We start from the raw sequence: 4,883 nt of genomic DNA on the forward strand, positions 1-4,883 counted from the left end.
CCCACGGCCTCTTCGTCCCGAACGAAGCGCGCTACCAAGCTGCGCCATACCCCGGTGCGGCATTTCTGCAACCCGTTAATGATAGCCGAGTCGGCAGCTCAATGTGAAACGTCGGCTTCGAGACGGTTGGCACACTTGCGGGGCGCCGCCTCTGATCAGGGGAAGACGACGTCAAGCACAATCGCCTCCGGCCTGCATGCCAAGCGGACGGGGGCGAAGGGCGAGGCGCCGAGGCCCGCCGAGACGTTGACCCATGCGCCGGGGTGCGCCGCGACGGCGGCGCCGTCGCGGCGTATGACCTCGCCGGCGTCGGGCCATCTGTACAAGCCCGCCACGAGGGGCGTGGGAAGGTCGCAGTTGGTGACCAGCGCGCCCTTTCCAGGGACGCACACCTGGCCGCCGTGCGTGTGTCCCGCGAACACGAGCGAACATCCGTCATCGGCCATGGTGTCGAGGATCCGCGCGTAAGGGGCGTGTGCCAAGCCGATTGTGATTCGAGGCTTCGAGCCGGACGGCCGGGTGTGGGCGTCGGGGAGCTTGTCGAGCCTGATGTGGGGGTCGTCGACCCCGACGGCGTCGACGTCGATCCCGTTGACCGTGAGGGCGGTGCGCCGATTGTTGAGGTCGATCCACCCGAAGCTCTCAAAGCCGGCTCGCATCTCCGGCCAGGGGAGCTCGCGCACTTTGCCCCCGTGGGAATGCGAGGAGGGCGCTTTGAAGTATGTGAAGGGATTCTTGGGCCGCGGAGGGTAGTAGTCGTTCGAGCCGAAGACGAACAGCCCCGGCAGCCCCGCGAAAACGGAGAGCGTGCGAAGCAGCGGCGCGACAGCGGCCGAGTGGGCGATGGAGTCTCCCGTGAGGACGAGGAGGTCGGGGCCCTCGTCGGCCAGCTTCTCGATCCAGGCCAGCTTTCGCCGTTGCCACGCGAGCAGATGGATATCCGACAGATGCAGGACCCTCAGGCGCCGGGGGTCGCCGTCGTCGAGGGAAACTGCGTCTTTCGCGGGGGCGGAAAAAGGCGGGTCCAATGCATCGCTTTGCCCCCGAACGGAGGCCTTCGGCTCAGATGCCGTCGAGCCCCCCGCGACGGGCTCGACGGAGCAATCGGCTGAAGATGCCCTCGGATCCAAAACAAGAGTGCGGCGGCGCAACGCAAACGCCTGAGCCTCGGCGAGGCTCCACAGCCCGGTTGCAAACCCGGCGGCGGTTCCGGCTGCCGCGATTCGGGCGGCTGCCTTGCCCAAGCTCACGGCTTGAGTCCGCGTCGAAAAGGGTGGCTCAGCTTCATCGCCGCTCAGTCGTTTCCGTCGTCGACTTCGCCGCCGCCGTTGCCGTCGTCCTCGTCGTCCTTGTGCTTGGACTGGTCTTCTGAGGGCGTTTGGCTCGTTTGGGAGCCGCTGGAACCTTCGCTCGGGGAAACGGCAGACGGGGTGGGGCTGGGGCTAGGCGACTTGCTGCTTGGGCTGCTCGAGGGCGGGGCAGACTGCTTGCCGTCGTTGAGGTGCTTGTTGGGCTGACCGTCGAGGGCCGCCTTCGTGTACGTCGAGAAGATCATCGCGGGGAAAAGGCCGCCGTAGACCTCACCGTACCGCTTTCCCTTGATGACGGCGTTGAACATGGTCTTCGTCCGAGACATGTGGCCCTGCCACACGGCGCTGGCCAACTGGGGGGTGTAGCCCATGAACCAGGCGTTCGTGTCGTCGTTGGCCGTGCCCGTCTTCCCTGCGACTTCGCGGCCGGGGACCTGAGCGTTCTCGCCCGTCGCCCCCGGTGCGACGACCTGCCTGAGGACAGAGGTCGTCTTGCGGGCGATTTCTTTGTCGAGAACCTGATCGCAATCCGGGTCCTTCGAGGCGAGGACGTTGCCGTTGGAGTCGGAGACCTTCGTAAAGGACTGGGGCTTGCAGCGAAGGCCTTCGGCGCCCAAAGTCGAGACGGCGCTCGCCATTGACAGGGGGGTGACTTCGTTGGCGCCAAGGACCATCGACGGGAAGTACTTCCACTTGCCCCCGTCGCCTCGCTCGACGCCCATGTTCTTGGCCGTGTCGGCGATGTCGCACAGGTTCAGCTTGTTTGCCATGCGGACGAAGGAGCCGTTGACGGATTTGCGAGTGGATTCGAGCACCGACATCATGCCGCCGCCCACGGCCTCGAGGTTGCCGAACTTGTAGTTGTCCCGGGACTTGGGCGAGCAGGGGATGTTCCAGGAACCGCGGGGGAGGGTTCCTCCGTTCGAATTGATGATGTCGTACTGCGAGCGGCCGCTCTTCAGCCATTCGATGAGGGTGAAGACTTTGAACGTCGAACCGGACTGGAAACCGGTTCCGCCGCCCATGCTGCGGCTGACGTTGAGGTTGACCTTGGTGGCGCGGGGGTCGGCCTCGGTGGCGTTGCCGTAGTTGGTGTTCTGCGCCATCGCGACAATGTGGCCGGTGCCCGGTTCCACGCTCGACATCGCGGTTTGGATGTTGGAGGCGTCGTCGGTCGGGATGTGGTTGACGAGGGCGTCGTGGGCGTCCTTCTGCTTCTTCGGGTCCAGGGTGGTCTGGATCGTCAGGCCGCCATGGTACAGCTTTGCGACCCTGTCATTGCGATTCTTGCCCCAGCTTTCGTCGTTCAGCAGATCGTTGCGAACGTACTCGCAGAAGTAGGCCGCGCTCCCCGCCGCCGCGCACCCCGTGGGCTTCTCCGAAATGTGGAGCATGTCGGCGATCGGGACGTTCTGGGAAGAGGTCATCTCCTCCTTCGTGATGTAGCCGTTGCGGTACATTTCGCGGATGACCGTGTCGCGCCTGGTCTTGGCCTCCTCGGGGTGCTTGACCGGGTTCCAGCGCGCGGGAGACTGCGTGATTCCCGCGAGCATTGCGGACTCGGGGATGTTCAAGTCCTTCGCGGACTTGGAGAAGAAGTACTGGGCGGAAGCCTCGACGCCGTAGCGGTTGGGGCCGAATTGGGCCAGGTTGAGGTACCCGGCGAGGATCTCGTCTTTCGACATCTTCCGTTCGACGGCGATCGCGAGCCGCGCCTCGTTGATCTTTCTGGCGATCGTGCGCTCGGTGGCCTGCTCAATGAGATTGTGGTCGTTCTTCACGCGCCCCTGCTCGATGAGGGCGTTCTTGACGTACTGCTGCGTGATGGACGAGCCGCCGGCCGTGCTGCCTCCCGTGAGGTTGTTGACGAACGCCCCCGCCAGGCCTTGGACGTCGATGCCGTGGTGCTCGTAAAAACGCCTGTCCTCGATCGAGACGGCGGCGTTCTTCATATGCTTGGAGATCTTGTTCGATGCGACGACGACCCTGTTTTCCGTGTAGAAGGTCGCGATCTGGCTCCCGTCGGAGGCAAGAAGCACCGATTGCTCCGAGGGTTCGACGAATCCGAGGTCGTCGGGGCTTTCCTCGAACATGGCGGTCACCGCATTGACTCCGGTGCCGGAGGTCGTAGCTATCGGCATGATGAGGCCTGCGAGAAGGGTCCCGCCGATGAGGCACATGCCCAAGATGGCTCCGACGAGTGTGAAGATTTGACGCATGGTTGCGCCGCCTCGGCTCGTATTCGACATAGTGTCAGGATACGTGGTGAACCTTGGGATGTCCTCTCGGCAAAGCAGATCCGGCCGTGATATGCGCCCCGTGCGGGCGGCGCGATCGTGTTCCGCGAGACCGGACTGGACGGCACGCTCATATGCGCCCGGTGCAAGCGGCGCGATCGGCGCCGAGTCGGAAGAGGGGCGGCTGCCCCCCCGCCGTCGAACCGGGCGTCGCCGTCAAACCGCTGCCGACCTGGCAGGCCCGGCCGTCGAACCGGCCGTTGCCCGGAACCGCCCCGGCAAGGGTGCATGCGGCTCGCGGCGGCGTGAAAAGGGACGCGCCGGGAAAGAAACTCCGAGGGGGTTAAATTCTGGAAGGGGCAAGATGCCGCGGAAAGCCGCGGAAAGCTGCGGCGGGCGGGGATGCGGGGGTCTTGTGGGGGTCCCCATTCGTCATGTATAAGGGCTGGGTACGAAGAGTTTAAGGGCAAGCAACAACGACGACGTTGTTAGGAGGCGAATATGCCTGCAGGACCTTTGGATCCGCGATGGGCGGACAATGCGAACTGTGGGAGCTGCGACGCCGAGGCTTTGTTCTCCACTTCTTCGGCGCAAAGGGAGATGAGGGACATCTGCCGCAACTGCTCGGTTCGCCTCATGTGCCTCGCCGACGCCCTTCAGTCGAATATGCGCTACGGCCTGTGGGGCGGATTGACCGAGCGCGAGCGGCGCCAGCTTCTGCGCGCCGTCCCCGAACAGGCGGATTGGTACGAGTCCATCACGTCCTCTCCAGATCCCGTTTTCGTCGCGATCCGCGAAGGCAAGCCGCTGCGCCTCTCGCGTCGGAACGCTCAGAAGAAAGAGGGGGAACGCAAAGGCGACGAGGACGACGAGTGACGCGCGCTGCGGCTGGGGGTAAGCTTGTCTCCATGCAGAAATGGGAGTACGCGACAATTCCTCTGATCATTCACAATACAAAGGCAATACTCGACACTTGGGGCGACGACGGGTGGGAGCTCGTCGCCGTCATCCCCGGACCCGACGGGCAAAACCTGGTGGCTTACCTCAAACGGCCGAAGGACTGACGGATGGGCGTCTCAGATCGCCTTGCCGAGCTCGGGATCGAGCTTCCGCCGGTTGCCGCGCCCGTCGCCGCATACGTGCCGGCGACCCGCTTTGGCGACGTCATCCGCACCTCTGGCCAGCTTCCGCTCGTCGACGGCGCTTTGCCCGCCAAGGGCAAAGTCGGCTCGGACGTCCCCGCCGAAGACGCGAAGGGCCTCGCCCGCGTAGCCGCCCTCAACGCCTTGGCCGCGGCTGCGGCGCAGGCCGGCGGGCTGGACGGCCTGTCTCGGGT

General features: G+C 64.9%; 4 protein-coding genes and 1 pseudogene. 3 read left to right on the forward strand and 2 right to left on the reverse strand.

Translation table 11 applies throughout. The features are described 5' to 3' along the window. Positions 1-155 precede the first annotated feature (155 nt). Both ACO48X_RS10675 and ACO48X_RS10680 read right to left on the reverse strand, forming a co-directional pair. Positions 156-1,250 carry a metallophosphoesterase gene (locus ACO48X_RS10675; RefSeq protein ID WP_485002066.1) on the reverse strand — a complete coding sequence of 365 codons (1,095 nt, stop codon included), beginning with the start codon at positions 1,248-1,250 and terminating at the stop codon, positions 156-158. Positions 1,251-1,294: 44 nt separating this feature from the next. Beyond that, positions 1,295-3,559, reverse strand: a complete 2,265-nt coding sequence (locus ACO48X_RS10680; RefSeq protein ID WP_485002067.1) for a transglycosylase domain-containing protein — start codon at positions 3,557-3,559, stop codon at positions 1,295-1,297. A 489-nt stretch (positions 3,560-4,048) separates the two neighbouring features. Between ACO48X_RS10680 and ACO48X_RS10685 the strand changes: the two genes are divergently transcribed. The 3 genes and pseudogenes from ACO48X_RS10685 to ACO48X_RS10695 form a co-directional block, all read left to right on the forward strand. Continuing rightward, positions 4,049-4,423, forward strand: coding sequence for a WhiB family transcriptional regulator (locus ACO48X_RS10685; RefSeq protein WP_485002068.1), 375 nt, complete (start codon positions 4,049-4,051; stop codon positions 4,421-4,423). A 32-nt stretch (positions 4,424-4,455) separates the two neighbouring features. After that, positions 4,456-4,611: a Sp36 family protein gene (gene sp36 / locus ACO48X_RS10690; protein WP_484990079.1), complete on the forward strand. Its 156-nt coding sequence runs from the start codon at positions 4,456-4,458 to the stop codon at positions 4,609-4,611. Between the two features lie 3 nt (positions 4,612-4,614). Continuing rightward, a pseudogene (locus tag ACO48X_RS10695) lies at positions 4,615-4,883 on the forward strand (Atu1372/SO_1960 family protein); the annotation flags it as partial.

This window comes from Peptidiphaga sp. (assembly GCF_057238965.1).